This window comes from Yoonia vestfoldensis SKA53 (assembly GCF_000152785.1).
Classification (GTDB): Bacteria; Pseudomonadota; Alphaproteobacteria; order Rhodobacterales; family Rhodobacteraceae; genus Yoonia; species Yoonia vestfoldensis_A.
On the sequence record NZ_CH672414.1, the window covers coordinates 242,745 to 268,908 of the forward strand.

Consider the following 26,164-nt stretch of genomic DNA (forward strand, 5'->3'; position numbering starts at 1 on the left):
TTAAACGTTGGTCAATCAAATCATCATTGGCCCGCTCAGAAAAGCGCAGAGCGATGCAAAATCCCCACGGTCTGTGGCACTGGTTACTGCCAGCTGCCTTCGAAATCCTTCGGCACCAGTAAAATATCGCGGTCCACGGTGCGGATGTCGCGCCGCCCGCACAGCGCCATAGTGGTGTCCAGTTCCTTGTGGATCACCTCTAGCGCGCGGGTCACGCCGGCCTCGCCCATCGCACCCAGCCCGTTGATATAGGCCCGCCCGATATAGGTACCCTTTGCACCAAGCGCGAGCGCCTTGAGCACATCCTGCCCCGACCGGATGCCGCTGTCGAAATGCACCTCGACTTTATCACCTACGGCATCAAGGATCGCAGGCAGCGCACGGATCGACGACACTGCGCCATCCAGCTGGCGCCCGCCATGGTTGGACACGATGATTGCATCCGCGCCCAGTGCCGCCGCCTTGCGCGCATCATCGGCGTCAAGGATGCCCTTCAGGATCACTTTGCCACCCCACATTTTCATCAGCTGCGCGACGCGGTCCCAATCCAGCGCATGATCAAACGCCTCGGCTGTCCATGACGATAAGGACGACGGGTCCGACACACCCTTGGCATGGCCCACGATATTGCCGAAAAACCGCCGCTTGGTTTGCAGCATCTCGATTCCCCAGCCCCATTTGGTGGCAAGATCGGCCATGCTGGCGAGTGTGAATTTCGGCGGCGCGGATAGCCCGTTTTTGAGATCCTTGTGCCGCTGGCCAAGGATTTGCAGATCGAGTGTGATGACGATCGCCGAACAGCCCGCTGCGCGCGCACGGTCGAACAGGCGCTGCATGAAATCATCGTCTTTCAGGGTATAGACCTGAAACCAGAACGGTTTGGTGGTGTTTTCGGCGACGTCTTCGATCGAACAGATCGACATCGTGGACAGGGTAAACGGTACGCCGAATTTCTCGGCTGCTTTTGCGGCCTTGATCTCGCCATCGGCGGATTGCATGCCTGTCAGCCCGACAGGGGCCAGCGCCACGGGCATTGCCACATCCTGGCCGATCATCTGGCTTTGCGTGGTGCGGTTGGTCATGTCCACCGCGATTCGCTGGCGCAGGCGGATCAGGTCGAAATCGGATGTGTTTTCGCGGAATGTCTGTTCTGTCCATGACCCGCTTTCGGCGTAGTCATAAAACATCTTGGGCGTGCGCCGTTTGTGCAGACGTTTCAGGTCGGCGATGGTGGTGATCACTGGCATGGCATTCCCTCGAATTGGTAAAGATACATTACCGATGCGGGGCGGGCATGCAATGGGTCAGGCGGCATGCGTGCCTTGCGCCAGTTCCGCCACAAAGGCCAGCACCTCGGCCACGCTGTCACCGCGCGCGATCCGGTCCACGATGGCAGACCCGACCACGGCACCATCGGCAACAGCGGCCACGGCGCGCGCAGCCTGGGGCGTCTTGATCCCGAAACCCACGATCACGGGCAGATCGGTTTTCGCCTTGATGCGCGCGACTTCGGGGGCGACTTCGGTTGTTTGCACGGCGGCGGTGCCGGTGATGCCCGTCATCGAAACATAGTAGACAAAACCGGACGTGTTTTCCAAAACCTTGGGCAGACGTTTGTCATCGGTCGTGGGGGTGGCCAGCCGGATGAAATTGATGCCCGCCTTTTGCGCGGGGATGCACAATTCGTCATCTTCCTCGGGGGGCAGATCGACGATGATCAGCCCGTCAATGCCAGCGGCGACGGCATCGGCCAGAAACGCATCTACGCCGCGCGAATAGATCGGGTTGTAATAGCCCATCATCACGATCGGTGTGGTATTGTCGGTTTCGCGCAGCGCACGCGCGTAATCGAGCGTCTTTTCCAGCGTCTGGCCCGCGGCCAAGGCCCGCTGGCCTGCCAGCTGGATCGTGTTGCCATCGGCCATCGGGTCGGTAAAGGGCATCCCCAGTTCGATGATATCGACACCGGCGGCGGGCAGACCTTTGACGATTTCCAGCCCGGTGGCGTAATCGGGATCGCCCGCCATCACATAAGCGACAAAGGCTTTGCGCCCTTCTGTGCGCAATTGCGCGAATTTTGCGTCGATTCTGCTCATCTTCGTCCCCGTTTGCAATCGCCCCTTCCTGCGCGATAGGGCGCGGGAAATCAATGCCCGCTGGGCACGGGCTTGCGTCAGGCACCTGCGCCCCCTAGAAGCGCGCAAAGATCAAAGGAGAGACGGGCATGGGTTTCAAGATGGGGATTGTTGGTCTGCCGAATGTCGGCAAATCGACGCTGTTCAACGCGCTGACGAAAACCGCCGCCGCACAGGCCGCGAATTTCCCGTTCTGCACGATTGAACCCAATGTCGGTGATGTCGCCGTACCGGATGCGCGGCTGGATAAACTGGCCGCGATTGCCGGATCAAAGCAGATCATCCCCACGCGCATGACCTTTGTTGATATCGCCGGTCTGGTCAAAGGGGCCAGCAAGGGCGAGGGGCTTGGCAACCAGTTTCTGGCCAATATCCGCGAATGTGACGCGATCGCCCATGTGCTGCGCTGTTTCGAGGATGACGATATCACCCATGTCGAAGGCCGTGTTGATCCGGTCGAAGACGCTGCCACGATTGAAACCGAACTGATGCTGGCGGATCTGGAAAGCATCGAAAAACGGCTGGCCAACCTGATGCGCAAGGTCAAGGGTGGCGACAAGGATGCCGTCCAACAGGTCCGCCTGCTGGAAGCCGCGCAAGCCGCCCTTGAACAAGGCAAGCCCGCCCGCACCGTCGCGGTGGATGCCGATGACGCCAAGGCATGGCGCCTGCTACAATTGCTGACGATCAAACCCGTGCTTTATGTCTGCAATGTCGAAGAAAACAGCGCCGGTTCCGGTAATAGCCAGTCGGCCCGCGTGGCCGAAATGGCGGCTGCCGAGGGCAATTCATCAGTGGTGATTTCTGCCCGGATTGAAGAGGAAATCAGCCAGCTCGACGCCGAAGAAGCCACGATGTTTCTTGACGAAATGGGGCTGGAGGAACCGGGGCTGGACCGTCTGATCCGTGCGGGTTATGCGCTTTTGCACCTGCAAACCTATTTCACCGTCGGCCCAAAAGAGGCGCGCGCCTGGACGATCAAGGCCGGCACATCCGCCCCGCAGGCCGCAGGCGTGATCCATGGTGATTTCGAGCGCGGCTTTATCCGCGCAGAAACGATTGCCTATGATGATTTTGTCGGGCTCGGCGGCGAACAGCCCGCGAAAGAGGCGGGCAAGATGCGCGCCGAAGGCAAGACTTATACCGTCAAGGACGGCGATGTTCTGCATTTCCTGTTCAATACGTAGGCGTTCAGTCACGGCGCAGGCTGGCGGCGATTTCAGCAGCAATATCCGGTGACAGCGCGATTGCGCCGTCTTGATGGGCCGCCAAGAAAGCCTTGCGCATCTGTTCGGGCAAGGCATCTTTGTTCTTTTTGATCACAGTGATGCCGAACATATCGCAAGCGGCAACCCAGAATGATCCGTTCAGGGGTTCTTGGATCAAAGTCTGGCGGATATGCGCCTGTGCCGCCTTCTGCCAGGTATTTGACGGGTCGTGCCATGCCATCAGCGCATCGCGTTCCGCGGCCAGGTGTGGATTGGTATAGACTGCATATCGCAATACAAAGCCGAGATACTTGCTATTCTTGGTTTTGATCTGATCCAGAAACTGCATCTTGGAAATCAGCGCCTGATGCGGAATATCATTGGCGACCAAATGCCTGGTAAAGCCGAGTTCACCAGCCGTGATCGTGCGCTTTTTACTGCTGACCATCATGTAATCCTGCCAGAACCGCCAGAATTGCGGGTCTTGCCAAAATCCCTTTTGGATAAAGTAAAAATACGATTGCAGATTTTGTAAATCAACCGTCAGGTTGTTCTTGTGATCGGTCCGTAGCTTGCTTTCCTGAACAAGCCCAACAACTGCGGTTGGGGCGCTTTGCAGCATTGCAATCAGGGCCTGATCCATATTCAGCCAGATACTGTCATTCATGATGATTGCGGCATTGGCGTCGGGAACCAAATTGCGCAGCGTCAGTAATGCATCTTGATAGCCGCCAAAATCATAGCCGAAATTCGGCCTTTGCATGATTTTCCATGTATGGGCTTGCAATGCGCTAAGGTCTGCATCTGACAGCGGCGCATTCAGCACCACAAATGGTGCAAAGCCATTGTCAACCAGATCACGACAAAGCGCGAGGCTACTTGGGGCAAGGCCCTGTGGCTGATAGACCAGATAGATCGCAATCTGTTTGCCCGCAGGGCAGGCGCCGTCATGCATTTGCACACGGCTGGCAAAGTTGGCTTGATGCTGACGACGGCGTGCTGGCGCAAACAACAGATCAAGATATCCAATCAGTGTCTGGGGCAGGGTCACCAACTGTCTGCGCAGTCGCAACAATTCGCGCCCGACCTTCCATCCTTCGATCTGCTTCATGAATGGTGCTTTTCCCGGCCTTACTATTGCATCTCAAGCCGCGGCAGCGATCGTGGCACTGCTTGGGCCAGTGAAAAAAGTAACGCCACAAGAAAAGACTATTTGCATCCCTTGGGGTGTGTTGGTACTTGTTACTCGTCTTCAGGTTTAGTGGTGTTGTGTGACGATTGAAATCAAGGCGGAAAACCGCCCGCAAAAATTCAGGCAAAGCGTGATTTTTTGCGCCGACCAAAGTTATTTGCCTTTCGCGTCCTTGGCAATACATACCTTGCTGCGAAACAACCCTGTGCGCGACTATGATATCTGCATCGCATCGGTTGATGCGCTTGTTCCGCCGACGGAGCTGAAAGATCACGATATCAGGTTTTGCCAGATTGACGTTGGTAATGCCTTTGACGGGATGCCGGTCAGCAAGCGGTTTAGCCTTGCAGCATATCTGCGGATCGCTCTGCCAGAGGCGTTTGCGGGGCAATATGATCGGATTTTTTATCTCGATGCTGATGTCTTTGTCGTGGGTGATGCAATCGATGCGGTCTTTCGTCTTGATATGCTGAGCTGCCCTGTGGGAGCTGTGACCGATATCACGAAGCTGAAACATCCAAATAAGCCAACCTTTGATCAGAAGGCTCTGGGCGTTGATGGACCCTACTTCAATTCGGGTGTTATGCTGTTCGACGTTGAAAGGTTCATTACAATGCGCGTGCGCGAGCGTTGTGCGGAGGCTGCCAAATTTTATCAGGGAGAACCAATATACTTTGACCAGACGCTACTGAACATTGTTCTTCAAAAAGAATGGGCGCAGCTGAATCTGGGTTGGAACTGGCAATGGCCGTTTTCGCGGTCACTGTTCGAATGTTTTATCGACGTTCAGATTGTCCATTTCATTGGTGACGACAAACCATGGTCTGACCACAAACGCAGATTGCCTTTGAAATACCGCGAAACCGCACGCCGGTTCTTTCAAAAATTTTATCCTGAGCTTGCACAAAAAATCCCCGCTGCTGATGCTGCTCTCAGGAATGGTGCATTGTACCACTACTTCTTTCGCCACATCACGAAAATACACTTGTTTACTAAGTGTTTTAACCGCCATTGCGGCGATTTGAGCAAAGTCCTGCCGCCCGACCTACGCTAAGCCCGCCGCCACAAACACCCGTTCCGCGCCAACCACCACGCCCGTCGCAGATAATTTCCCGCCTTCAGCCGGTAATGCGGCAGCCGCCGGTACCACGCAAACTTGCGCACCTGGTCGAACCCTGTGCCGGTGATCGTGCTGACCCCGCCATCATCGACATGGGATGAAAACGGCTCTAGCCCGAACTGGCGGAAATCATGGTGGAAAAACCGGTTCATTTCGTGGTCATGCGCGCGGGTCTGTGGCCAAAACGCCGGTGCCAGCCGCCCCGCCACATCGCGTTTGACCAGATAGGTGGCATTGCCGGTAAACGGCCCGATATAGGCATTCAGCCGATACCGCCCCAGATACCCCTGACAGACAGGCCATTTCGCGCGGATGCAATTGAACCGCAGCGTATCCCAGGCGGCAGCCCCTGCCAGCGCGGCATCCAGGCTGTCCAGAAAATCATCGTGAAACACCACGTCATCTTCCAAGATCAGCGCCACGGGCTGCGTGGCCTGCGCCACCTGGTCCCAGACCGCGACATGGCTGGCATAACAGCCGATATGGCCGGGTGACACAGCCTGCCCCATGTTGCGCGCGTAAGCTGCGGCATTGACGCGCGGCGCCAATTCATCCGCACGCGCACGCCCGTCAATCGCGCCAAAGCGGGTATAGTCCAACCCCATCGCATCCAGCTGCTGCTGCATCCGCGCCAGCCTACTGGTATCGCGGTCAAGGTTGATCAACCAAATTCCCAGATCGGCGCGGGTCAGTTCAGCCATCCAGATCGGACCATTTCAACTGCGTGTTGCGGGGCAGGGCGCGGGTGGTGGTGCGGCCTAGCACCTTGTCGAAATCATAGCCCGCAATCTCGCCCGAACCGGGGCGGCGCGCCCAGATATCGGCCTCTGTAATGACATGGCCCGCGGGCAGGTCACGGTCGGCCACGACCGATGCGCGCGCGAAACGGTAAACTGGTTCTTCCGCCGCGGTGCGCTGTTTGGGATTGCGCAGCGCGGTGTGAATTTCGCGCGACCGGTCGATCAGGTACCGCAATTCGGCCGGGTCCATCGAATTGATGATATCCGGCCCCTTACGATAGCGGCTATCGGTGTAATGCCGTTCCAGAATGCAGGCCCCCAGCGCCACCGAAGCGAGCGCCATATTCGGCCCGATCGAATGGTCCGAAAACCCGATCACCGCGCGGGGAAAGGCGTTTTTCAGGTCGGTCACCCCTTGCAGAGATACGATCTCGGGCGGGGACGGATACAGATTGGTGCATTCCAGCAGCGCATAATCAACGCCTGCGCCGTCCAGAATGGCCACGGATGCGCGGATGCTCTCGATGCTCTGCATGCCCGTGGACATGATGACAGGTTTGCCCATCCGCGCGATATGGCGGATCAGCGGCAGGTTATCCGCCTCGCCTGATCCGATCTTGAAGGCCGGCACGTCCAGATCCTGCAGAAAATCCGCCGCCGCGCGCGAAAACGGCGTCGAAATCCAGATCATGCCCAGACTTTCGGTATAGCGTTTCAGCTCGGCCTCCTCGTCCAGCGACAAAGCACAGGCCTCCATCACCTCCCAGATCGACACATCGGCATTGGGCGGAAAGATCTGGCGGGCTTCCTCGGTCATCTCGTCGGCGATGATATGGGTCTGGTGCTTGACCATTTCGCAGCCTGACAGGGCGGCAAGGCGCACCATCTCCTTGGCGACGGCCAGATCGCCCCCATGGTTGATGCCAATCTCGGCGATCACAAGTGGCGGGTGCTCGGGTCCGATCTTGCGGCCTGCGATGTCCATAGCTGTCTCCGGTTCAGGTGTCTGGGGCTTTCTAGGCGGTTTCAAACGGCAGGGCAATTCGTGCGTGGGATTGCATTGCGCGTGCACATGGTCCAAGTCACAGCCCAAGCAATGACCAAGGGCCCGGATGTTTCGCAAATTGCAGCAAATGCTCGAACAAAAGGAACAGGCGTTCCGCAATTCCTTTGGTCATGACATCACCGATCCGGCAGAACGGCGGCGGTCGCAATGGCATCTTGACTGGCTCGATCACGGCATCCTGCGGCGGCGCTGGCACAATTTCGATCTGGTGGCACCCGGTGTCTACCGGTCCAATCACCCCAACCACAGCCGGTTTGCCGCCTATGCGCAGATGGGGATCAAGACCGTGCTGAACCTGCGTGGTGCTGCGTTGCAACCCCATCACCTGTTCGAGGTCGAAAGCTGCGCCACCCTCGGGCTGACGCTGGTCAATGTGCAGATGGCCGCGCGCCGCGCGCCGGATCGCGACGAATTGCTGGCCCTGCTCGATGCTTTCGCGACGATGGAACGGCCCTTCCTGATGCATTGCAAATCTGGCGCCGACCGCACCGGGCTTGCCGCCGCGATCTACCTGCTGCACTACCAAGATGCGCCCATTGCACAGGCAAAGCGGCAATTGTCTTTCCGCTATGTGCATATCCGGCGGACCAGCACTGGCATCCTTGATCATTTCCTCGACGTCTATGCCGCGCGCACGGCGCAATCGCCGATCGGGATCGCGGATTGGATCAAGACCGAATATGACCGCGCGGCACTGACGCGCAGTTTCGCGGTGAAACAGGCAGCACTCTGGCCTTGGCAGGGCTGGCGCTAACCCCGCTCGCCTGACTTCTTATTTCCAAAAATACTCCCGGGGTCAGGGGCGGCGCCCCTGTCGCGGCAAAGCCGCGGCCTCCGGCGGCGATATTTAAGCTCGGAAGATGCAAAAAGGCGGTTTATCCGCGCAGGCCCTGCGCGATCTGTTGGCCCATCAGGAAATCGATGATGTCCCAATCGAACGGGCTGTCCACATCAAGCCCCCGTTCTACCGGCAGGACCAGCGGGATCACGCGGCCTTCGAACAGGCTCTGCGCCGCGCGCAGGTAATCGGGGCGCAGCACATAGACCAATCCGACATGGTCATAGACCTGCGGTGCTTGCTGGCGCGCCACCACCCCACCAGGCAGCGGTTTTGACACATGCAGTGCACCGCTAGCGTCGGTTTCAAGGATGTTGAAATAGGGGTTCTTGCGGCTTTCCACGCAGGACATCACCATATCGGGGTGTTCCGCCGCGAACAGGTCCAGCCCCGCTTCGATATCCTTCGGCAGGCGCAGGGGTGACGTGCAATCCAGATCCAGAAACGTGGTCGCAGGGCCGGTCTGCTTTTCCACCGCGGCCAGCGCATGCTGCCAGACATGCCATTTCGCGGCGGTGTCAGTGGCCAGTTCCGCCGGACGCAGCCCGATATCCAGACAGCCGCGTTTGATCGCATGGGCATAGATGTCGGGACAGTCTGTGGACACCACCACCTGATCGATGCGGTCGCAGGCGAAAAGCTGGTCCAGCGACCAGTCGATCAGGGGTTTGCCGTGCAGCAGGCGGAAATTCTTGCCCGGAACACCTTTGCTGCCCGCGCGCGCGCCGATATGGCCGATGATCATGCTGGTCTTCCTTGTTGTCATCGCGGCAAAGGGACCTTGTTGGCGCCGCGTGGCCATCCTGCCAGCTTCGGCTCTGGCCTACAATCCTGCCTGCACGCTGCAGGCTTTGCGCGCCGCTATCCCTGCGGGACTGGAAGGCGTTTGGAAACAATCAATCGGCCTGACGCATTTTAATCATCTTTTTGCCTAATTGAGACGTTACCGCTGTCGGTCATCCGTGTGGCTGGGCATCACGTCGGGCTTTGAAAAGACACAGACGCGAAGAGGCATGACGATGAGAGATTTTCGAAACACGCTGGCATTGGCCGTCTGTCTGTTCGCAGCTTCCGGTGCCGCCATGGCACAGGATGTCACGATCTCCAGCAAGGACAAAGCCGTCACGATTACAGGAACCCTCGTTTCCTTTGACGATGAAACCTATCTTCTGGACACCGAAATCGGCCAGTTGCGGTTATCGCGCCTGGCAACGGATTGTCTGGGCGCGGCCTGCCCGCAGACCATCGTCACCCTTGATCTTGATGTTGCCGTGACCGAAGCGCAGACTGCGTCGCTGCTGCAGGCACTGGTCAACGGTTTTGCTGGGCTACGCGGCCTGTCGGGCCTGTCCATGCCTGACAACACGGGTGTGGTGGCACGGATCGACATGCTGAACATTCAGACCAATAGTGCTGCGGGTGTGGTCAATGTCGCCGTGCAAGGCGCCGACGCTACCTTTGTGCAGCTCGTGCAGAACGATATCGACTTGGCGCTGACCAAAGTGCCGGTGCCAGCCGCCATCGCCCAAAGCGTGGTTGTCGCCGGTGGCACCGACCTGCGTGACCTGAGCCGTGAACGGGTCGTGGCGCTGGATGCGCTCGTGCCGATCGTCCACCCAGCCAACACATTGCGGTCGGTATCGCTTGCCGAACTTGCGTTGGTCGCCTCTGGCCGCATCACCAATTGGGCCGAGCTTGGCGGTGACAATGCGCCGATCCGGATGCTGTTGCCTGCGCAAGGGGGGTCTGTCGATACCGCCTTTGGCGAACTTGTGCTGGACCCCAACCGTGCGCGCCTGCGCGCCAACGCCGAGCGGGTCAGCGATGATAGCGCGGTCGCGGCTGCCGTTATGGCCGATCCCAATGCGATCGCGATCGCCACGCTGGCCAATGCCGGTGATGCAGAAATCCTGCCGATCCGGCAGACCTGCGGACCACTGGCCTATGCGACCGATTTCGCGATCAAGGCCGAAGAATATCCGCTCAGCCGCCGCGTGTTCGCCTATGCCGGTGACGCGGTGATGTCGGGGACGCAGGCGGCGTTCATTGATTTCATGACATCACCCGCAGCCCAGCCGATGATCCAGGCTGTGGGCTATGTCGATCAAAGTGTTGTCGCCCAGCCGATCAGCCTGCAAGGCACGCGCATGACGGCGGCAATCTTGTCGGCCAGCACGGGGGCGACGCTGGCCGCCGTGCAGAACCTGTCACGGGACCTTGCCACGGCGGACCGTTTGTCCACGACGTTCCGTTTTGCCTCTGGCTCGGCCAATCTGGACAACAAGGCGCTCGAAGACGTGCAGCGGATGGTCGATTTCCTCAACAGCCCCGCGGCGCGCAACCGCGAGATCCTGATCATCGGCTTTACCGATGACGTGGGCCGGTTTGACCTGAACGAACGTCTGGCGCTGCTGCGTGCGGGTTCGGTGCGCAACGCGCTGGTGACTGCTTTGGGCGGTGACGTGCTGGCGGGGCGGACCTCTGTTGCGTCTTACGGGCCGCTTGCCCCTGTGGGCTGCAACGATACCGCCGACGGGCGCGAAAGTAACCGGCGTGTCGAGATCTGGCTGCGCTAGGCCGCTGGACCGTTTGGTACCCTATTTTGGCATAATCCTGCGGGCCAAGGACAGGGTCCAGCCCGGCAAGCGACCAAAGGAAGAACAACGATGAAACGCAGAACTCTATTCGGCGCTGGTTTGGGTGCGATGGTGGTCGCGGGGCAGCCAGCGCGGGCGCAGGCCGGCCTGTCCTTGTCGCTTGTCACTGACCGGCCGGACGCGGCGCGCGGGCTTGTGGCGCGCCTTGCGGCGGTATCAGGTGGCACGATTGCGCTCAATGTCACACAAAGGCCATCCACCGATGCTGCCGCGTTCCTGCAGCTTGTGTCGTCGGGCGCGGCGGATATCTACCTGTCCGCCACAGAGGCCTTTGTTGGCAGCAACCCTGCTTTTGGCATCTTTTCTGCCATGCCCGGCGGTATGAGCCCAAGTGAGCTTGAAGGCTGGATGTCCGCCGGTGATGGCAGGTTTCCTGCTGGACCTGCTGGGTATGGAACACGGCATAAAGGCCTTTATGATCGGCGATGACGGCCCCTTGCCGCTGTGGTCCAAGGCCCCGTTGACCGGCCTCGACGATCTGACCGGCGCGGCTGTGGGGTCGGTCGGGCTGGGGGTCCATGCGATGCGTGCGTTGGGTGTCGGCACTGTCGTGGACATCCGCGCCGAAGCCGTCGATCTGGCCAGTCTTGATGTGTTCGAAGGGCTGAGCGTGGCGCAGATGGAAAGCGCCGGCTTGCTTGCGAGCTTTGCGCATATGACCACACCGAATGCGGGCCGGCGCACTGCAGCCTTGTCGGTCGGGATCAACCTGAGGACCTGGAACGCGCTGTCGGACGCCCAAAAAGCCATCGTGGAACGTTGCATTATGGCTGAACATGGCCTGAACCGGACGATTTCGATGCATCAAAGCGCCCTGACCCTGCAGGCTGCAGGCGCGGCGATCAACCGCCATGCCATGCCCACCGATATCTGGGATGCGCAGATCGCGGCAGCCAATCAGGTAATGTCGGATATTTTTGCTGCCAGCACGCTCGATGCCGATGTGGCCGGTGGGTATCTTTTCTTTATCAGCGATGTCGCTGGCTGGAGCGAGATTGGCGAGGCCGCTTTTGTTGCGGCCCGCAAAGGGGCGCTGGGACAATGACAGATGCAGCGAAAGACAAGACCATGCTGAACGCGCCATCAACCGCCAAGGCCATGTCGCGCAGGCGTGCCTTGCTTGGCTGTGGTGCGGCGCTGACAGGGGCTGCGGCCTTGGCCGCCCCCGCGATCGCGCAGGGTGCGCCACGCATCTTGCGCCTAGCCTCGTCCTGGCCTGCCGGGCTGGGCGGTCTGGCCGACAGCGCCACGCGTCTGGCCGAGCAGATCAACATCGTCTCTGACGGGCGCTATCATATCGAATTGTACTGGCCGGGCGAATTGGTGCCGGCTTTTGGCGTGCATGACGCAGTCGGCGCGGGCGAGGTCGATCTTTACCATTCCGCCGAATATTATTTCCAGAACAAGCACCGCGGCTTTAACTTTTTCACCACCGTGCCTTTGGGGCTGACAACGCCGGAACAGACTGCTTGGACAAAGTTTGGCGGTGGGCAGGCGTTATGGGACGAATTGAACGCGCGCTATAACGTCAAGGCGATTGCCTGCGGTGGCACGGGTATCCAGATGGGCGGCTGGTTTAACAAAGAGATCCTGACCACCGATGATTTTGAAGGCCTGATCATGCGTCTGCCCGGCCTTGGGGCGCAGGTGCTGGCCGCGATGGGCGCGACCGCTGTCAGCCTGCCCGCCGACGGGATCGTCTCTGCCTTGTTCGAAGGCTCGATCGACGCGACCGAATGGGTCGGCCCTTACAATGACCTGCAATTCGGGTTCCAGAAATTGCTGACGACCTATATTTACCCCGGCTTTCACGAGCCTGGCACAATGGCATCTTTTGGCATGAACCTCGATCTGTGGAACAGCCTTGACGCACGGGACCGGGCCTTGTTCGAAACCATCTGTGATGCGGAACTGACGTCGCATACGGCGGATTTCTATGGCAACAACGGGATCGCGCTGGTCCAGTTGCTGGCAGAATCCGGGGTCCAGCCGACACGTCTGCCAGATGATGTCTGGAACGAATTGTCGCGCGTGTCCTTTGATGTCACCGCAAGCGTGGCCAATGACGATGATTTGGGCCGCCGCATCGTGGAAAGCTATGAGGCCTATCGCGCGCTGGTCAACGGCGCAGGCGCGATCAGCCAGACCGAATATTTCGCGCGCCGCGGTGCGGTCGATTTGTTCGCTGATCTGTGATGAAAAAGCCTTGGCGCGGTGGTGCGCCAAGGCCTGACCTTTTAGCGGATCATCAGGTCCGCACGCCTGCAAACCGTTCCGCCCAATCGGCGCGTTCGTCATCCGTGATCTTGCGGAACAGGTTGTCCGGCACGCTAAACGCATGACCAGCGGGCAGGGCGGTTAGGGCCGCGCCGATATCGTCCGGCCAATCGGCATCATCGGTCTGCATCGCCTCTAGCAAGAGCTTGCTGGCATCGGGGATAAAGGGCGCGGACAGCACGGCATAAAGACGGATCAGGTTCAGCCCCAGCCGGACCTGCATCGCCGCCATGTCGGGGTCGGTCTTGATTGTGGTCCAAGGTGCGTTGGCTTGCAGGTATTCATTGCCCAGCACCCAGATCGCACGCAGCTCTGCCGCGGCCTTGCGGACTTCAATGGCGTCCATATGGCCTTGATAAGCGGTCAGGCGTTGGGTCAGGGCGGCGATCAGCGCGTGTTCCGGTGCGCCGTGCTCGCCCCCTGCGGGGATGGTCTCGCTGAACTTTGACCGGCAGAATTTGGTGATTCGGCTGACGAAATTGCCCAGCACATCGGCCAGATCCTTGTTCACATCCTGCTGGAACGCGTCCCATGTGAATTCGGCATCCGATGTTTCGGGCGCATGCGACAGCAACCACCAGCGCCAGTAATCGGACGGCAGGATGTCCAGCGCCTGATCCATGAACACACCGCGTCCGCGCGAGGTGCTGAACTGGCCGCCGTCATAGTTGAGGTAATTAAAGGATTTGATGTAATCCACCAGCTTCCAAGGTTGCTGCGTACCCATGATCGTGGCCGGGAACGACAGGGTGTGGAACGGCACGTTATCCTTGCCCATGAACTGGGTGTAACGCACGTCACCCGCGCCTTTGTCGGTGCGCCACCAGCGTTCCCAATCATTGCCTTTGCCCGCATCCTGCCATTCCTGCGCGCAGGCGATATATTCGATGGGGGCATCGAACCAGACATAGAACACCTTGCCTTCCATGCCGGGCCAGTCCTGATCGCCCTTGCGCACGGGGATACCCCAATCAAGGTCGCGCGTGATGCCACGATCTTGCAATCCGTCACCATCGTTAAGCCATTTTTTTGCAATGGATGTCGTCAGGATTGGCCAGTCTTTCTTGCTGTCGATCCAGTCGGCCAGCGCAGCTTTCAGTTCCGATTGGCGCAGATACAGATGCTTGGTCGTGCGGACCTCCAGATCAGTGGCCCCCGAAATGGTAGAGCGCGGATTGATCAGGTCGGTCGGGTCAAGCTGCTTGGTGCAATTGTCGCATTGATCGCCGCGCGCGCTGTCGAACCCGCAATTGGGGCAGGTGCCTTCGATATAGCGGTCGGGCAGGAACCGGCCATCGGTGACGGAATAAACCTGATCTTCGGTCACTTCGCGGATCAGGCCCATCTCGGCCAGACGGCCTGCCATGGCTTGCGTCAATTTGTGGTTCTGCGGGCTGGAGGACCGGCCGAAATGATCGAACGACAGACCGAACCCGTCCGCGATGCGCGCCTGCACGGCGTGCATTTCGGCGCAATAGGCCGCGACGGGCTTGCCCGCCTTGGCAGCAGCCAGTTCGGCGGGGGTGCCATGCTCGTCGGTGGCACATAAAAACAACACTTCATGCCCGCGCTTGCGCAGGTAGCGGGCATAAAGATCGGCGGGCAACTGGCTGCCGACAAGATTGCCCAGGTGCTTGATCCCGTTGATATAGGGAATGGCGGAAGTGATCAGATGGCGGGCCATGCGACGTCCTTGCAAAGTTTCGCCCCTGCATAACCATGTCACGCAGCAGACGCCAGATGCGCGACATCTGTTGCGCCGCAGCATCTTGGGGTTTACACAGTCCTCACAGACCATTTTCAACAAAAGGTTGCCATCGATGAGACTACTTGCCGCCGTTGTCACTGCCCTGACCCTTGCCAACCCTTTGCACGCGCTTGAAGGCTATGGCGCCATTGGTGGCGATTACGCGCTGCCGCATGCGGGGTCTTCTGATATGCTGATCAGCGTTCTTGGCGGTGTTACCACGGCTGATGCGCCGCTTGCCTTTGGCGCGGAGGCTGAATTCGGGCTGGCGCTGGGCGCGAGCAGCGATTTCAACACCCGCCGCCTGCGCGGTGTGGCACGGTATGATTTCGGCACTGTCACGGCATTTGGTGCCGCTGGTGTGGATCAATTCGTCTATGATAATGTGACCGATACGGGGCTGAGCCTTGGTCTTGGCGGTGAATTCGAGCTGCAGGGCAACATGGCGCTGCGCGGCGAATTTATTCGGTCCTTTATCCGGGACGGCGATACCGAGAATACGACGACCACCCGTCTGGGTCTGGTCTACCGTTTCTGATCGCGGATAAAATCATGCAAAAGATCGCGCTTGGCGGCAGTGACATCATGGTCACTGACTGCTGTCTTGGCACCATGACCTTTGGCAATCAGACCGACCGCGCCGATGCTTATGCCCAGATCGACATGGCGCTGGATGCGGGGATCAATTTCCTCGACACTGCGGAAATGTATCCGGTCAACCCGATCCGCGCCGAAACCGTGGGCCTGTCGGAAACCATCGTCGGCGAATGGATCGCCAAGACCGGCCGCCGCTCTGAGGTGGTGATTGCCACCAAGGTGTCGGGGAACAACCCTGGCTGGGTGCGCGAGGGGTATGGCTATGACGGGGCGGTGATCCGGCAGACGGTGGATGCATCCCTGCGCCGGTTGCAGACCGATGTGATCGACCTTTACCAGATGCATTGGCCTGAACGGGGGTCTTATGCGTTTCGCCAGAACTGGACCTATGATCCGTCGGGGCAGGACCGCCAGCAGACGATGGATCATATGCTCGACGTTCTGTCCGCACTGGACGATTGCGTCAAGGCCGGCAAGATCCGCGCGATCGGCATGAGCAACGAAAGCGCCTGGGGCATGACCAAGTGGATCGACCAGGCGACAGCTGCCGGTTTGCCACGTATGGTATCGGTGCAGAATGAATATTCGCTGCTGTTCCGGCTTTATGACACCGATATGGCCGAAATGGCGGTGAACGAGGATGTGACGCTATTGGCCTATTCGCCCTTGGCCTGCGGATTGCTGACTGGCAAGTATCAACACGATGTGCCTGCAGGCAGCCGTTTGTCGATCAACGGCAATCTGGGCGGGCGGATGACGCCGCGCACCTTGCCGGTGACGCAGGTCTATCTGGATCTGGCCCGCGACCATGGCGTTGATCCGGTGCATATGGCGATGGCCTGGCAGGCGACGCGGCCGTTCCCGGTTTCTGCGATTTTTGGCGCCACCAACACGGGCCAGTTGGCGCATATTCTTGCCGGGCGCGATACGATGCTGACGGATGAGCTTTTGGCCGCGATTGGGGCGGCGCATAGAGCGCACCCGCTGCCCTATTGAAGCGGTGATCCGGTCCCCCAAGCGGGACCGGAGCGCGCCGCGCGGGAGTATTTTTGGAAATAAGAAGTCAGGGGCCATTTTGCGCAACTTCGTGATGATGGCGGTCCTGTTGGCGGGCTGTGCGGGACACCCCGGAGAGCCGCGCGGCGCGCTGTTCGAGGTGTACCGCGATACATCCGTGCCTTTGTCGTCCAAGGCCGTCTTTGAGCCCGCGCGCTTTTTGGGAACATGGTACGAGGTTGCGCGCTATCCGGTGCCGTTCGAGGCGGGTTGCGTCGGGGTCACGGCGGAATATGGCGCGCTGCCGGACGGGCGGATTTCGGTGCGCAACACCTGCCGTAAGCCTGATGGCACGGTCCGGTCGGTGATTGAAGGTGCTGCTGATATCGTCGGGCCGGGGCGGTTGAAGGTCAGGTTTGCATCGGTGCCGTTTGTTGGCGCTGATCTTTGGGTGCTGTGGGCAGATGAAACCTATCGCACGGTGGTATTGGGCGCGCCGGATGGCCGGTCAGGCTGGATCCTGAACCGCGATCCGGTGATCCCTGCCGACAGGCTGGCCGCAGCGCGCGCGATGCTGGCGTTCAACGGCTATGATCTGGGCCGTCTGATGCTGGTTCAGCCGTAGCGGCAAGGCGGATCAGCGCGTCGAAATGCGCGGCCATATCGCCTTGGCCGATCTTGCTGCCGCGCACCAGCATGTCGAAATGCCGCGTGATCGCCGTGACCCGTTCGGTGTCGCGAAAGGCGATGTAATTGCGCCCCAGATAGATCACCGCCAGAAGCGGCCCAAAGACCGTGACTGGTGCGGAGTAGACCGCGCGCTTGTCAAACAGATGCAGCCGCAGGGCAGGGTAAAGCTGGTCATGCAGATCGCGGAAGCGGCGCAGCTGGTCCTGCCGGACGTCGACAGGCAGGCCCGCGTAATAGCCTTGGCCGCGCGCGAAACTGTCCAGTTCTGACAGCGGCAGTGCGATTTCGTAATCTGATTTCGACTGCTGCATCCAGCCCAGCCGGTCTGCACTGGCCCCGATCGCCTGCTCGATCGTCTTGCCCACCGCAGGCGCATATTCCCAGCGCAGCATATCGGTGGTTTTGAGCATATCGGGCAGACCCGATGGCACATGGCGGATCTTGTAGCCTGCGGCCTCTTGGTGCCAGGCGAAGATCTGGTCGTCGCCCATGGCGCGTGATGCCTCTGGCATGGAAATCGCGGCCGCGACCAGAGCGGCGGCCTGTTCGGGGAAATCGGACAGGCCCAAAAGCCAATCCGCGCTGACACCAAGGGCTGCTGAACATTCCGCGACAAGTTGCGCATTGGGCAGCCGCGCGCCCTGATCCTTGAGCAGTTGCGACAGGGTCGAGCGGTCAACGCCGGTCCAGCGCGCGAGCGCTGCCTGCTTGATGCCGGTCCGGTCCATCGCTGCGACCAGCCGGTCACGGAACAGCCGTGCCCGGTCACGTTTGTCGATTTTTCGCATCATTGGTGATCTATATCACACATACTGATTTTTGTGAACCAGTCACGACATTCACCCGTCCTTTGGCCCGGCGTAGCGTCGCGGTATGAAAACACGCGCTTTTTCCCGCATTGCATGGCCCACCCTTTGCCTGATCCTTGGCTGCTATACCGTCTGGGGGGCGGCACTCTGGCTGTTGCCGCTGCCGTTGGGTGTGATCGTGGCGGGGTTGGCCATCGCGTTGCATTCCTCGCTGCAGCATGAGGCAATCCATGGCCATCCGTTCGGGGTGCAATGGATCAACGATCTGCTGGTCTGGCCGCCGCTGACGCTGGTCATTCCCTATGCCCGTTTTGCTGCGACGCACCGCGCGCATCATCATGACGCTGTCATCACCGACCCTTATGATGATCCTGAAAGCAATTATCTGGACCCTGCGGTCTGGGACCGGTTGCCGCGCATCCTGCAGGTCGTGCTGGGGTGGAACAACACGCTGGCGGGGCGGCTTTTGTTGGGGCCGCTGCTGGGGACGGTCGGATTCGGGATCTGCGAATGGCGGCAGGGGACGGCCGCGCTTGGCCGCGCATGGCTGCTGCATCTGCTGGTCATGGTGGCGATGCTGGCGCTGGTGGCGGCGTCACCGATGCCGGTCTGGGCCTATCTGCTGGCGGCTTATCTGGGGCTGTCGCTGCTCAAGCTGCGGACCTTTCTGGAACATCAGGCCCATGCCCGCGCCAGTGGCCGCAGCGTCATTATCGAGGATCGCGGGCCGCTGGCATTTTTGTTTCTGAACAACAACCTGCATGTCGTGCATCATATGCATCCCGATGTGCCATGGTATGCGCTGCCCGGCGTTTACCGCGCGCGCAAGGACCATTACCTGCGCCGCAACGGCGGCTATCTTTTCCGGTCATATGGCCAGATTTTCCGGCTGTATCTGTGGCGTGCCAAGGATCCAGTGCCGCATCCACTCTGGCCGCGTTAAAGCGGGGATCGCCCGCCAAGGCGGCTGACCAGATGCGCCTCGTCATCGTTGCGAAAGAACGGCACATCGGCAAGATCGCCGCCGCGCCTGATATGGCCCATCAGTTCCGCCAGCACGACCTGTGTGATGAAGGGCAGGTCAAAGCTGCGCGCCTGATCAAGGGCCACCCATTGCAGATTGGCCAGTTCATCCTCGGCGCGGGTGAAGTCGTCGGGGTCGGTGACCAGATCGGCGGCATTCGCCAGAAAGAACCGTGCATCGAACCGCCGCGGCGCACCGACAGGCGTGACCGCGCGAAAGAAGAATTGCAGCGCGGCACCATTGGGCCTGTGACCAGTGGCAGCGAAACCGCGCCAGCCTTGCGGCGGGTCGGGCCATTGGGCGGGCGCGCCCAGTATCTGGCCGGTTTCTTCCCATAATTCGCGGATCGCGGCGGCGGCAAGGCTATCGGGGGCAAGCGCGCTATCGGCCTGCAACCTTGCGTGATCGCGCGGTGACAGGTCGGGCAGTGGGATGCGACTGTCGTTGGGGTCGACCGCACCGCCCGGAAATACGAATTTGCCCGGCATGAAGGCCATTGAGGCGCCGCGCTGCCCCATCAGGACAGCAGGGCGTGTGGCTGCGTCGCGCAGCACGATGATCGTGGCTGCATCGCGCAGCACTGTCATGAATTCAGGCCGAATCCATGCATCCGGCGCGCCCATTGGATGCCGACGATCATCCCCTTCATCGGCGGCAGCAGCGCCAGCGATAAGCCGACGGCACCCAAGGACAGGACCGTCGCCATTACCCAAGGATCGGGCCGCCATGCGACCCACATGAAATGGATCGCGAAACCGATGATATGCGCGACCAGCAGGATCACCAGATAGGCCGGACCGTCATCGGCGCGGTGATGGGACAAGTCCTCGCCGCATTGTGAGCAGGTATCGGCGACATGCAGATAGTGGTCGAACAGCTTGCCCTGCCCACAATTCGGGCAGCGGCAGCGCAGGCCGTTCATGATCGCCGGTTTGGTTGGGCGTTCGGCGGCGTAGCTGGTGGTGGATGTGTCGGTCATCGGACCCTCCTGTGGGTGATGCTTACATGGCCTTTCGCGCGCCAAAAGGAAAGGCCAAGGCCCTGCGTGCGAGTGTCACGGCCCTGTGAAAAGAAAAACTGCAGCATCTGCGACGGAAAGTCCGCGCCATCCCGTTCAATCTGGGTCAGCGGCACAAGGCCGCCGGATACTGAAAGGACACAAGATGAAAAACGGATGGATCGCCGCAGGGCTGGTTGCAACGCTTGCATTGACCGCAGGGGGCGCTTTTGCGCAGGGGCATCGGGCTGGACCAGATTTTGCCGCAATGGACGGCGATGGTGACGGGGCCGTGACGCTTGCCGAATTCACGGCCTTCACGCAAGACCGCGCCGCCACCCGCGCGGAACGGATGTTCACCCGCCTCGATGCCGATGGCGACGGCATGGTGACGCAGGCCGAGATCGAGGCCGCGCGCGAGGCGCATGGCGGGCGTCATGGCAAGTCTGGGCGTGACTGAACCAGACCAGCGCGGCAGGCCACCCGCCTGCTGCCGATTGTCACGGGGGGCGGATGCCGCTAGCACGATCACAAATGATGGCGGTATCCGACCCTTTCGCCCATGCCTCGGACGAGGATCTGTTGCTGGCCCATGCCAGCGGCGATCCGCGTGCGGCCGGCGCTTTGACGCAGCGTGTGTTGCCGCGCGTACTGGCGCAGGCGCTGCGGATGCTGGCCAATCGCGCCGAGGCCGAGGATGTGGCTCAGGACGCCATGCTGCGGCTTTGGCGGATCGCCCCCGACTGGCGCCGGGGCGAGGCGCAGGTCACGACTTGGCTTTACCGTGTTGTGGCGAACCTTTGCACCGACAGGCTGCGCAAAAGGCGGCATGTGGCGATGGACGAGATTGCCGAACCTTTGGACAGCGCCCCATCGGTCGCGGCACAGATGCAGACCCGCGCAAGGCTGCGGGCTTTGTCGGATGCCTTGGCGCAATTGCCCGAACGGCAGGCCCAAGCAGTCGCCTTGCGCCATCTGGAAGGATTGTCCAACCCGCAGATCGCGGAGATCATGGACATCAGCGTGGCGTCGGTGGAAAGTCTGACAGCGCGCGGCAAACGGGCGCTGTCTGCGATCATGGCGGGGCGCAGGGCAGAACTGGGGTATGACGATGACGAACCCACCTGACGACATGCTGAGCGATTTGTTCGCGCAGGCGCGCAAGCTGACGCCCATGCCGGACGATGCCTTGATCGCGCGGGTGCTGGCGGATGCGGCGCGCCCCTTACCGGTGCGGCACCCGCAGCCATCGGTCTGGGCGCAGTTGCGCGCGATGATTGGCGGCTGGCCTGCCTTGGGCGGGCTTGCCACGGCGACCGTGGCGGGCATCTGGATCGGGATCGCGCCGCCGCCCTTGGTTGCAGATTATGCCGCGGCGCTGTTGGATGAGCCGGTTAGCCTGGGTCTGTCACCAGAAGAATTCATGATCGCAGGAGAGTTTTCCGATGGCTGATCTTGTGCAAACCCGTCCGTCGCGGATCTGGCGTATCGTGCTGGTGGTATCGCTGGCGCTGAACCTTGCGGTCGCGGGGATGATCGGGGGGGCGGTCGTTTCAGGGCGGTTCGGGGAGCATCCGTCGCCGCGAATCGATTTCGGCGTCGGGCCTGTTGCGCGTGCCTTTTCCGATGATGAACGGCGCGCCATCGCGCGTGCTTTGCGGGCCGACCGCAGCCTGCGCGGCGATGATTTTCGCGGTCAGATGGCGGCGGCCCTGCGCGCTGATCCTTATGATCCGGCAGTGACACAGGCCCTGATCGAGGATCAGGCAGCACGGCTGTCACAGGTGCAGGCGCGGGCGCGGATGGTGGTGCTTGACCGGATCGCCGCGATGTCGCCTGACCGCAGGCGGGCCTTTGCAGACAGGCTGGACCGCGACCAGCGTCGCTAGCGGGTCAGGCGGCGCTCAGGTGCATCGCCACGCAGTCGCGCCCGGCAGATTTTGCCCGATAAAGCGCGGCATCTGCCAGATCGCACATCAAATGCGTGTCGGGCTGAGTCTGCCCCGCCTCATCGCTGAGCGCCACCCCGACCGAGACCGTCACCGGGATCGGGGCATATGCCTCGCCCAGATCGAACGGGGTTTGGCTGACCAGCCGGCGCAGCCGGTCGGCAGCCCCTTGCGCCTGTCTGGCACTGGTGCGCGGCATGGCGATCAGGAATTCTTCGCCGCCGATACGGGCGACCAGATCGACCGCGCGCAGATTGTCGCGCAGACGCGCGGCCAGCGCGACCAGCACCCTGTCGCCAGCGGCATGGCCATAGGTGTCATTGATCGCCTTGAAATGGTCGATATCGATCATCATCACGGCCAGCGCGCTGCCTGCCACCGCCGATTGTTCCGACATGCGCGCAAGATGGTGATCGGCATAGCGGCGGTTGAACAGGCCGGTCAGCGGATCAGTCACTGCCGCCTGCAACCCGTCAAGCAGGTTGCGGCGCAGCGCGTCATGCAATTGCTTGCGGCGCACCAGCGCCTTTGCGCGCAGGATTATCTCTTGTGGCAGGGCATTTTGCATCACCACGTCATCCGCGCCCAGATCCAGAAACATCGCCGCTGCCTCTGGGTTGCCATTGGGGACCATGACCAACAACGATGCAAGCCGCGTATCGACCCGCGAGCGCAGGTCAGACACCAGGCTGAACAGGGCAACGGCCTCGTCACGGGGGTTGGCTGCGGGAATGATCAAGAGATCTGCGCAATGCACCTCGTCATTGTGGCGCAGCACCGCCGACGCCGTCTGGACCACCACGCAATGGCCCAGCCCCGCATTGAGCGTGGCAATCAATTCTGGCATCGGTGCCGCCTCTGGCGTGATGACCGTGATGCGCCCCGTATTGGCCAAACTGTCGCGATTTTCGCAAAAGCCCAAGGCGCGGCTGGTGCTGTCGCGCAACAGCAATTCCTCGGTCACCGAGCGTGCGCGCAGCAGGCTGCGGATGCGCGCCAGTAACAGCGCATCATTGATCGGACGCGCCAGCACGTCATCGGCCCCCGCATCCAGCGCCGCAAAGCGCGCGCGCGATGTATCTGCGGTACCCACCGCGATGATCGCGATCGTGCTGGTGTCGGGGTCCGCCTTGAGCGCGGTGCAGAACCCATGCCGGTCCTCGGTGGGATCTGACAGGTTGACAAGGATCAGGTCAGGACATTGTTTGGCGATTATAGCCCTTGCCTCGGCGCTAGACGCGCAGGCTTCCACCGCGAATTGCGCGGCCAGCATCTTGACTCGCAGCACGATCCTGTTGGTCGGTACTGCATCGACGATTAATATCCGCCCCGACATTTCTGCATCCTTATGATGGAAACAACAGCATTTCTCGCAGACACTTTCTGCTTTAATAGTTAAAAAAAGCTTTCTAAACAATTAAGGACTGAACATGGGACCGGATCAGGCGCAGGTGATCGCACTTCAGGCTTTGGGGTGGATGGCCGGACAGGACGAGATCTGCACGACCTTTCTGGGGGCAAGCGGGGCTTCGGTCGATGATCTGCGCGACCGCGCGGCGGAACCGGCCTTTCAGGCTGCTGTGCTGGATTTCCTGACGATGGATGACAATTGGGTGATGGCCTTTTGCGATGCGCAGGGCCTGGCCTATGACATGCCGCTGCGCGCGCGTTATGCCTTGCCGGGGGCTGAACAGGTGCATTGGACCTGACGCTTGACAGCCGTCGCGCGGTCAGGTCCGGTGCGGGCCAGACCGGAAAGGAAAACACCGTGATTGCAGGTATTCTTTTTGACAAGGACGGCACCTTGTTCGATTTCAACGCCACATGGGGGGCCTGGACCCGCGCCATGCTGGTGGCAGAGGCGGGCGACGACCCGATCCTGTGCGAAAGGCTAGCGGCTGCGCTGGGCTATGATATGGAAAACGCACGGTTTCATCAGGGCAGTATCGTCATCGCCTCGACCGTGGATGTGGTGGCCGATGCGATCATCGGCGTGTTGCCGGGTGACGTGGACAAGGCCGCGCTGATCGGGCGGATGAACGCCGGATCAGCACAGGTCGCCCAAGTCGAAGCCGTGCCGTTGCGCCCCTTTACATCCGGGTTGCGCCAGCTGGGCCTGACCCTTGGGCTGGTGACGAATGACGCCGAAGCCCCCGCGCTGCGCCATCTGGACAAGGCGGGGATAAGGTCCGATTTCGCCTTTGTCGCGGGCTATGACAGCGGTTTTGGGGCCAAGCCCGGGCCGGGGCAATTGATCGGCTTTTGCCGCGCGACGGGGCTGGCCCCCGATGTCTGCGTGATGGTCGGCGACAGCACGCATGATCTGCATGCAGGGCGTGCTGCCGGGATGCTGACCGTGGGCGTGCTGACAGGACCCGCCCCGCGCGCCGAACTGGCGGGGCTGGCCGATATCGTACTGGACAGCATCGCTGATATTCCGGCCTGGCTGCGGCGGGAAAAGCTGATCGCCGACTGAATCCGACTCAACCTGTCGGTTTCCCGTCATCATCGCGCTGCGGGTTTTGCCATCCTGCCCTGACACGGGGCAGGGTTTACCATGCAGGCAGAGGCCAAGACAAAGCGGCGCGGCGGCGGACGGGCGGGCAACGCCATACGGCGCGGGACTGCGTCGATTGACCAGATGCTGTGGCATTTACCCGTCAATACCGACCGCCCGACCGAACCGCTGACACCCGAAGGCGTGCAGGCGGTGCATGACGGCGCGATGCGCATCCTCGAAGATATCGGGATCGAGTTTCTGAACCAAGAGGCGCTGGCGCTGTTCCGTCAGGCCGGTTGTATCGTCAACGGCACCAATGTGCGTATGGGCCGCGACTGGGTGATGGAAATGCTGGCCCATGCGCCCGCGCGTTTCGACATCACCCCGCGCAACCCCGAACGCAAGATCACCATCGGCGGCAATCATATCCTGTTCGGCGCTGTCGCGTCGCCGCCCAATTACCACGATCTGGAAATCGGGCGCAAAGTGTCCGGCACCCGCGCGCAATGCGCTAACCTGCTGCGGCTGACGCAATATTTCAACTGCATCCATTTTTCCGGCGGCTATCCGGTGGAACCTGTCGATGTGCATGCCTCTGTTCGGCATCTGGATGTGATCTATGACAAGATGATCCTGACCGACAAGGTGGCGCATGCCTATTCTTTGGGCCGCGAACGCATCGAAGACGCGATGGAAATGGTGCGTATCGCAGGCGGTCTGACCGAGGATCAGTTCGCGGCCAAACCGCATATGTACACCAACATCAATTCCACATCGCCTTTGAAACACGACGTGCCGATGATCGACGGCTGTTTGCGTTGCATCCGGCGCGGGCAGGCCGTCATTGTCACCCCTTTCACGCTGGCGGGCGCGATGGCACCTGTGACCATGGCCGGGGCTGTGACCCTGTCAATTGCCGAGGCTTTGTCGACCATTGCCCTGTTCCAATATGTCCGGCCCGGTGCGCCCTGCGTGATCGGAACCTTTACCAGCAATGTCGATATGAAATCTGGCGCACCCGCGTTCGGCACACCGGAATATATGCGCGCCACGCAGATGACCGGCCAGATGGCGCGGTTCTACGATCTGCCGATGCGTGCCTCTGGCGTCTGTGCCGCCAATCTGGCGGACGGGCAGGCGATGTGGGAAACGTCGAATTCGCTGTGGTCCGCCGTGCAATCGGGGACCAACCTTGTTTATCACGCCGCTGGCTGGCTCGAAGGCGGGCTGATCGCCAGCCCCGAAAAATTCATCATGGATTGCGAAGTGGTCCAGATGATCCAGCGCTATATGGACCCGATGCTGACCGCGACCGGCCCGGATGACATCGCGCTTGACGCGATCAAGGATGTTGGGCCGGGCGGGCATTTCTTTGGCACGCAGCACACGCAGGACCGGTTCGAACAGGCGTTTTACCAGCCTTTCGTGTCGGACTGGCGCAATCACGAAGCATGGGAGGCGGCGGGGGCAATCGGCACCGCCGAACGCGCGCATCATCTGTACAAGGACATCCTTGCCACCTTTGAAGCCCCACCGCTGGATGTGGCCATCAAGGAAGAACTGGGTGATTTCGTGGCGCGCCGCAAGGCGGAAGGTGGCGCGCCCACTGATTTCTAGGGCCG

Annotated in this window: 30 protein-coding genes; 19 read left to right on the forward strand and 11 right to left on the reverse strand. The window is 60.7% G+C overall.

Annotation, left to right across the window (positions count from 1 at the left end):
• Positions 1–83: 83 nt before the first annotated feature.
• Positions 84–1,247 carry an alpha-hydroxy acid oxidase gene (locus SKA53_RS01240; protein WP_007204212.1) on the reverse strand — a complete coding sequence of 388 codons (1,164 nt, stop codon included), beginning with the start codon at positions 1,245–1,247 and terminating at the stop codon, positions 84–86.
• Between the two features lie 57 nt (positions 1,248–1,304).
• Positions 1,305–2,096 (reverse strand): tryptophan synthase subunit alpha, encoded by a 792-nt coding sequence (gene trpA, locus SKA53_RS01245; RefSeq protein WP_007204213.1) that lies wholly within the window; start codon positions 2,094–2,096, stop codon positions 1,305–1,307.
• Between the two features lie 128 nt (positions 2,097–2,224).
• On the opposite strand from trpA, the gene ychF reads away from it, so the two are divergent.
• Complete coding sequence (gene ychF / locus SKA53_RS01250) at positions 2,225–3,322, forward strand: redox-regulated ATPase YchF (protein WP_007204214.1); 1,098 nt, start codon at positions 2,225–2,227, stop codon at positions 3,320–3,322.
• 4 nt (positions 3,323–3,326) lie between these two features.
• Here ychF and SKA53_RS01255 read toward each other — a convergent pair whose 3' ends face one another.
• Positions 3,327–4,454: a glycosyl transferase gene (locus tag SKA53_RS01255; protein WP_007204215.1), complete on the reverse strand. Its 1,128-nt coding sequence runs from the start codon at positions 4,452–4,454 to the stop codon at positions 3,327–3,329.
• Positions 4,455–4,614: 160 nt separating this feature from the next.
• On the opposite strand from SKA53_RS01255, the gene SKA53_RS01260 reads away from it, so the two are divergent.
• Positions 4,615–5,589: a glycosyltransferase family 8 protein gene (locus SKA53_RS01260; RefSeq protein ID WP_007204216.1), complete on the forward strand. Its 975-nt coding sequence runs from the start codon at positions 4,615–4,617 to the stop codon at positions 5,587–5,589.
• Here the strand turns inward: SKA53_RS01260 and SKA53_RS01265 are convergent.
• Both SKA53_RS01265 and SKA53_RS01270 read right to left on the reverse strand, forming a co-directional pair.
• Positions 5,586–6,356, reverse strand: coding sequence for a glycosyltransferase family 25 protein (locus SKA53_RS01265; protein ID WP_007204217.1), 771 nt, complete (start codon positions 6,354–6,356; stop codon positions 5,586–5,588). The genes SKA53_RS01260 and SKA53_RS01265 overlap by 4 nt on opposite strands.
• The gene (locus SKA53_RS01270; RefSeq protein WP_007204218.1) at positions 6,349–7,380 is read right to left on the reverse strand and encodes an N-acetylneuraminate synthase family protein; all 1,032 of its coding nucleotides are present in this window, start codon (positions 7,378–7,380) and stop codon (positions 6,349–6,351) included. Before SKA53_RS01270 ends, SKA53_RS01265 begins: the two co-directional genes overlap by 8 nt.
• A gap of 127 nt (positions 7,381–7,507) precedes the next feature.
• On the opposite strand from SKA53_RS01270, the gene SKA53_RS01275 reads away from it, so the two are divergent.
• Positions 7,508–8,215 (forward strand): tyrosine-protein phosphatase, encoded by a 708-nt coding sequence (locus SKA53_RS01275; RefSeq protein ID WP_007204219.1) that lies wholly within the window; start codon positions 7,508–7,510, stop codon positions 8,213–8,215.
• Positions 8,216–8,336: 121 nt separating this feature from the next.
• On the opposite strand, the gene SKA53_RS01280 is transcribed toward SKA53_RS01275, so the two are convergent.
• A complete protein-coding gene (locus tag SKA53_RS01280; protein WP_007204220.1) occupies positions 8,337–9,044 on the reverse strand; it encodes an acylneuraminate cytidylyltransferase family protein in 708 nt (235 codons plus the stop codon).
• Here SKA53_RS01280 and SKA53_RS01285 point away from each other — a divergent pair.
• From SKA53_RS01285 to SKA53_RS01305, 5 genes are all read left to right on the forward strand, one after another.
• A complete protein-coding gene (locus tag SKA53_RS01285; protein ID WP_007204221.1) occupies positions 9,043–9,234 on the forward strand; it encodes a hypothetical protein in 192 nt (63 codons plus the stop codon). The two genes, SKA53_RS01280 and SKA53_RS01285, sit on opposite strands and share 2 nt — an antisense overlap.
• A gap of 84 nt (positions 9,235–9,318) precedes the next feature.
• Positions 9,319–10,875: a phosphate ABC transporter substrate-binding/OmpA family protein gene (locus SKA53_RS01290; RefSeq protein ID WP_040483051.1), complete on the forward strand. Its 1,557-nt coding sequence runs from the start codon at positions 9,319–9,321 to the stop codon at positions 10,873–10,875.
• A gap of 90 nt (positions 10,876–10,965) precedes the next feature.
• Positions 10,966–11,385, forward strand: a complete 420-nt coding sequence (locus SKA53_RS01295) for a hypothetical protein (RefSeq protein ID WP_040482740.1) — start codon at positions 10,966–10,968, stop codon at positions 11,383–11,385.
• A complete protein-coding gene (locus tag SKA53_RS01300) occupies positions 11,315–12,001 on the forward strand; it encodes a hypothetical protein (RefSeq protein WP_165474479.1) in 687 nt (228 codons plus the stop codon). Before SKA53_RS01295 ends, SKA53_RS01300 begins: the two co-directional genes overlap by 71 nt.
• Positions 11,998–13,152 carry a TRAP transporter substrate-binding protein gene (locus SKA53_RS01305; protein ID WP_007204225.1) on the forward strand — a complete coding sequence of 385 codons (1,155 nt, stop codon included), beginning with the start codon at positions 11,998–12,000 and terminating at the stop codon, positions 13,150–13,152. Before SKA53_RS01300 ends, SKA53_RS01305 begins: the two co-directional genes overlap by 4 nt.
• 52 nt (positions 13,153–13,204) lie before the next feature.
• Here SKA53_RS01305 and metG read toward each other — a convergent pair whose 3' ends face one another.
• Positions 13,205–14,917 (reverse strand): methionine--tRNA ligase, encoded by a 1,713-nt coding sequence (metG, locus tag SKA53_RS01310; RefSeq protein ID WP_007204226.1) that lies wholly within the window; start codon positions 14,915–14,917, stop codon positions 13,205–13,207.
• Between the two features lie 136 nt (positions 14,918–15,053).
• Between metG and SKA53_RS01315 the strand changes: the two genes are divergently transcribed.
• The 3 genes from SKA53_RS01315 to SKA53_RS01325 all read left to right on the forward strand — a co-directional run bounded on the left by SKA53_RS01315 (position 15,054) and on the right by SKA53_RS01325 (position 17,198).
• On the forward strand, positions 15,054–15,518 hold the full coding sequence (locus SKA53_RS01315) for an outer membrane protein (RefSeq protein ID WP_110549052.1): 465 nt from the start codon (positions 15,054–15,056) through the stop codon (positions 15,516–15,518).
• A 14-nt stretch (positions 15,519–15,532) separates the two neighbouring features.
• Positions 15,533–16,573: an aldo/keto reductase gene (locus tag SKA53_RS01320; protein ID WP_007204228.1), complete on the forward strand. Its 1,041-nt coding sequence runs from the start codon at positions 15,533–15,535 to the stop codon at positions 16,571–16,573.
• A 79-nt stretch (positions 16,574–16,652) separates the two neighbouring features.
• A complete protein-coding gene (locus SKA53_RS01325) occupies positions 16,653–17,198 on the forward strand; it encodes a lipocalin family protein (RefSeq protein WP_242601228.1) in 546 nt (181 codons plus the stop codon).
• Here SKA53_RS01325 and SKA53_RS01330 read toward each other — a convergent pair.
• Entirely contained in the window at positions 17,155–18,054 is a 900-nt protein-coding gene (locus SKA53_RS01330) for a helix-turn-helix domain-containing protein (RefSeq protein WP_007204230.1), read from the reverse strand. The genes SKA53_RS01325 and SKA53_RS01330 overlap by 44 nt on opposite strands.
• A gap of 82 nt (positions 18,055–18,136) precedes the next feature.
• On the opposite strand from SKA53_RS01330, the gene SKA53_RS01335 reads away from it, so the two are divergent.
• The gene (locus SKA53_RS01335) at positions 18,137–19,015 is read left to right on the forward strand and encodes a fatty acid desaturase (RefSeq protein WP_007204231.1); all 879 of its coding nucleotides are present in this window, start codon (positions 18,137–18,139) and stop codon (positions 19,013–19,015) included.
• Here the strand turns inward: SKA53_RS01335 and SKA53_RS01340 are convergent.
• Both SKA53_RS01340 and SKA53_RS01345 read right to left on the reverse strand, forming a co-directional pair.
• On the reverse strand, positions 19,012–19,683 hold the full coding sequence (locus tag SKA53_RS01340) for an NUDIX hydrolase (RefSeq protein ID WP_007204232.1): 672 nt from the start codon (positions 19,681–19,683) through the stop codon (positions 19,012–19,014). The genes SKA53_RS01335 and SKA53_RS01340 overlap by 4 nt on opposite strands.
• The gene (locus SKA53_RS01345; protein WP_007204233.1) at positions 19,680–20,075 is read right to left on the reverse strand and encodes a DUF983 domain-containing protein; all 396 of its coding nucleotides are present in this window, start codon (positions 20,073–20,075) and stop codon (positions 19,680–19,682) included. The genes SKA53_RS01340 and SKA53_RS01345 overlap by 4 nt, the downstream gene beginning before the upstream one ends.
• 184 nt (positions 20,076–20,259) lie before the next feature.
• Here SKA53_RS01345 and SKA53_RS01350 point away from each other — a divergent pair, with 184 nt between their 5' ends.
• The 4 genes from SKA53_RS01350 (at position 20,260) to SKA53_RS01365 (ending at position 21,982) form a co-directional block, all read left to right on the forward strand.
• A complete protein-coding gene (locus SKA53_RS01350) occupies positions 20,260–20,553 on the forward strand; it encodes an EF-hand domain-containing protein (protein WP_007204234.1) in 294 nt (97 codons plus the stop codon).
• Between the two features lie 74 nt (positions 20,554–20,627).
• Positions 20,628–21,221, forward strand: a complete 594-nt coding sequence (locus tag SKA53_RS01355; protein WP_007204235.1) for an RNA polymerase sigma factor — start codon at positions 20,628–20,630, stop codon at positions 21,219–21,221.
• Entirely contained in the window at positions 21,205–21,546 is a 342-nt protein-coding gene (locus SKA53_RS01360; RefSeq protein WP_242601229.1) for a hypothetical protein, read from the forward strand. The genes SKA53_RS01355 and SKA53_RS01360 overlap by 17 nt, the downstream gene beginning before the upstream one ends.
• Positions 21,539–21,982 carry a periplasmic heavy metal sensor gene (locus SKA53_RS01365; protein WP_007204237.1) on the forward strand — a complete coding sequence of 148 codons (444 nt, stop codon included), beginning with the start codon at positions 21,539–21,541 and terminating at the stop codon, positions 21,980–21,982. The genes SKA53_RS01360 and SKA53_RS01365 overlap by 8 nt, the downstream gene beginning before the upstream one ends.
• 4 nt (positions 21,983–21,986) lie before the next feature.
• On the opposite strand, the gene SKA53_RS01370 is transcribed toward SKA53_RS01365, so the two are convergent.
• On the reverse strand, positions 21,987–23,378 hold the full coding sequence (locus SKA53_RS01370; protein WP_040482741.1) for a diguanylate cyclase: 1,392 nt from the start codon (positions 23,376–23,378) through the stop codon (positions 21,987–21,989).
• Positions 23,379–23,472: 94 nt separating this feature from the next.
• Here SKA53_RS01370 and SKA53_RS01375 point away from each other — a divergent pair, with 94 nt between their 5' ends.
• From SKA53_RS01375 to SKA53_RS01385, 3 genes are all read left to right on the forward strand, one after another.
• Positions 23,473–23,751, forward strand: a complete 279-nt coding sequence (locus tag SKA53_RS01375) for a DUF3572 domain-containing protein (protein ID WP_007204239.1) — start codon at positions 23,473–23,475, stop codon at positions 23,749–23,751.
• Entirely contained in the window at positions 23,742–24,518 is a 777-nt protein-coding gene (locus SKA53_RS01380) for an HAD family hydrolase (protein WP_007204240.1), read from the forward strand. Before SKA53_RS01375 ends, SKA53_RS01380 begins: the two co-directional genes overlap by 10 nt.
• A gap of 81 nt (positions 24,519–24,599) precedes the next feature.
• A complete protein-coding gene (locus SKA53_RS01385; protein ID WP_007204241.1) occupies positions 24,600–26,159 on the forward strand; it encodes a trimethylamine methyltransferase family protein in 1,560 nt (519 codons plus the stop codon).
• Positions 26,160–26,164 lie beyond the last annotated feature (5 nt).

What these genes read in the sequence shown, in the direction of transcription:
- SKA53_RS01375 (WP_007204239.1), top strand. Translation starts at nt 23,473, where the DNA reads ATGGGACCGGATCAGGCGCAGGTGATCGCACTTCAGGCTTTGGGGTGG.
- SKA53_RS01315 (WP_110549052.1), top strand. Translation starts at nt 15,054, where the DNA reads ATGAGACTACTTGCCGCCGTTGTCACTGCCCTGACCCTTGCCAACCCT.
- metG (WP_007204226.1), bottom strand. Translation starts at nt 14,917, where the DNA reads ATGGCCCGCCATCTGATCACTTCCGCCATTCCCTATATCAACGGGATC.
- SKA53_RS01290 (WP_040483051.1), top strand. Translation starts at nt 9,319, where the DNA reads ATGAGAGATTTTCGAAACACGCTGGCATTGGCCGTCTGTCTGTTCGCA.
- SKA53_RS01385 (WP_007204241.1), top strand. Translation starts at nt 24,600, where the DNA reads ATGCAGGCAGAGGCCAAGACAAAGCGGCGCGGCGGCGGACGGGCGGGC.
- SKA53_RS01340 (WP_007204232.1), bottom strand. Translation starts at nt 19,683, where the DNA reads ATGACAGTGCTGCGCGATGCAGCCACGATCATCGTGCTGCGCGACGCA.
- ychF (WP_007204214.1), top strand. Translation starts at nt 2,225, where the DNA reads ATGGGTTTCAAGATGGGGATTGTTGGTCTGCCGAATGTCGGCAAATCG.
- SKA53_RS01320 (WP_007204228.1), top strand. Translation starts at nt 15,533, where the DNA reads ATGCAAAAGATCGCGCTTGGCGGCAGTGACATCATGGTCACTGACTGC.
- SKA53_RS01295 (WP_040482740.1), top strand. Translation starts at nt 10,966, where the DNA reads ATGAAACGCAGAACTCTATTCGGCGCTGGTTTGGGTGCGATGGTGGTC.
- SKA53_RS01365 (WP_007204237.1), top strand. Translation starts at nt 21,539, where the DNA reads ATGGCTGATCTTGTGCAAACCCGTCCGTCGCGGATCTGGCGTATCGTG.
- SKA53_RS01285 (WP_007204221.1), top strand. Translation starts at nt 9,043, where the DNA reads ATGCTGGTCTTCCTTGTTGTCATCGCGGCAAAGGGACCTTGTTGGCGC.
- SKA53_RS01370 (WP_040482741.1), bottom strand. Translation starts at nt 23,378, where the DNA reads ATGTCGGGGCGGATATTAATCGTCGATGCAGTACCGACCAACAGGATC.
- SKA53_RS01275 (WP_007204219.1), top strand. Translation starts at nt 7,508, where the DNA reads ATGTTTCGCAAATTGCAGCAAATGCTCGAACAAAAGGAACAGGCGTTC.
- trpA (WP_007204213.1), bottom strand. Translation starts at nt 2,096, where the DNA reads ATGAGCAGAATCGACGCAAAATTCGCGCAATTGCGCACAGAAGGGCGC.
- SKA53_RS01335 (WP_007204231.1), top strand. Translation starts at nt 18,137, where the DNA reads ATGAAAACACGCGCTTTTTCCCGCATTGCATGGCCCACCCTTTGCCTG.
- SKA53_RS01330 (WP_007204230.1), bottom strand. Translation starts at nt 18,054, where the DNA reads ATGATGCGAAAAATCGACAAACGTGACCGGGCACGGCTGTTCCGTGAC.
- SKA53_RS01255 (WP_007204215.1), bottom strand. Translation starts at nt 4,454, where the DNA reads ATGAAGCAGATCGAAGGATGGAAGGTCGGGCGCGAATTGTTGCGACTG.
- SKA53_RS01360 (WP_242601229.1), top strand. Translation starts at nt 21,205, where the DNA reads ATGACGAACCCACCTGACGACATGCTGAGCGATTTGTTCGCGCAGGCG.
- SKA53_RS01350 (WP_007204234.1), top strand. Translation starts at nt 20,260, where the DNA reads ATGAAAAACGGATGGATCGCCGCAGGGCTGGTTGCAACGCTTGCATTG.
- SKA53_RS01240 (WP_007204212.1), bottom strand. Translation starts at nt 1,247, where the DNA reads ATGCCAGTGATCACCACCATCGCCGACCTGAAACGTCTGCACAAACGG.
- SKA53_RS01345 (WP_007204233.1), bottom strand. Translation starts at nt 20,075, where the DNA reads ATGACCGACACATCCACCACCAGCTACGCCGCCGAACGCCCAACCAAA.
- SKA53_RS01270 (WP_007204218.1), bottom strand. Translation starts at nt 7,380, where the DNA reads ATGGACATCGCAGGCCGCAAGATCGGACCCGAGCACCCGCCACTTGTG.
- SKA53_RS01280 (WP_007204220.1), bottom strand. Translation starts at nt 9,044, where the DNA reads ATGATCATCGGCCATATCGGCGCGCGCGCGGGCAGCAAAGGTGTTCCG.
- SKA53_RS01355 (WP_007204235.1), top strand. Translation starts at nt 20,628, where the DNA reads ATGATGGCGGTATCCGACCCTTTCGCCCATGCCTCGGACGAGGATCTG.
- SKA53_RS01305 (WP_007204225.1), top strand. Translation starts at nt 11,998, where the DNA reads ATGACAGATGCAGCGAAAGACAAGACCATGCTGAACGCGCCATCAACC.
- SKA53_RS01265 (WP_007204217.1), bottom strand. Translation starts at nt 6,356, where the DNA reads ATGGCTGAACTGACCCGCGCCGATCTGGGAATTTGGTTGATCAACCTT.